Below are 671 nucleotides of genomic sequence, written 5' to 3' on the forward strand. Positions count from 1 at the left end.
TTTGCCAACACTTGACCACGCTGGATGTCTTCGCGCTTGGTGCCGCGCAGCAGTACGCCGACGTTGTCGCCTGCTTGACCTTGGTCGAGCAGTTTGCGGAACATTTCAACGCCTGTGCAGGTCGTTTTGACTGTATCTTTAATACCGACGATTTCGATCTCTTCGCCAACTTTGACGATACCGCGTTCGATACGGCCAGTAACGACTGTGCCGCGACCGGAGATGGAGAATACGTCTTCTACTGGCAACAGGAAGGCGCCGTCAACAGCGCGTTCTGGTGTTGGGATGTAGGAGTCGAGTGCGTCAGCCAGTTTCATGATGGCTTGTTCGCCCAGGGGACCTTGGTCGCCTTCCAGGGCCAGTTTGGCGGAACCTTGGATGATGGGCAGGTCGTCGCCTGGGAATTCGTATTTGGACAGTAATTCGCGTACTTCCATTTCTACCAATTCCAGCAGTTCTGCGTCGTCGACCATGTCGCATTTGTTCAGGAACACGATGATGTATGGTACGCCTACTTGGCGGGCCAGCAGGATGTGTTCGCGTGTTTGCGGCATTGGGCCGTCTGCTGCGGAACATACCAGGATCGCGCCGTCCATCTGGGCTGCGCCGGTGATCATGTTTTTGACATAATCGGCGTGGCCTGGGCAGTCTACGTGGGCGTAGTGGCGTGC

General features: G+C 56.0%; 1 protein-coding gene. It reads right to left on the reverse strand.

Features of this window, described 5'->3' with window-relative positions:
• The coding region (locus ACO0LO_RS29005; RefSeq protein WP_422970022.1) for a GTP-binding protein at positions 1–671 on the reverse strand (671 nt) is incomplete at both ends.

The organism is Undibacterium sp. TJN25 (genome assembly GCF_049339885.1).
In the GTDB taxonomy this organism is placed as follows: domain Bacteria; phylum Pseudomonadota; class Gammaproteobacteria; order Burkholderiales; family Burkholderiaceae_D; genus Undibacterium.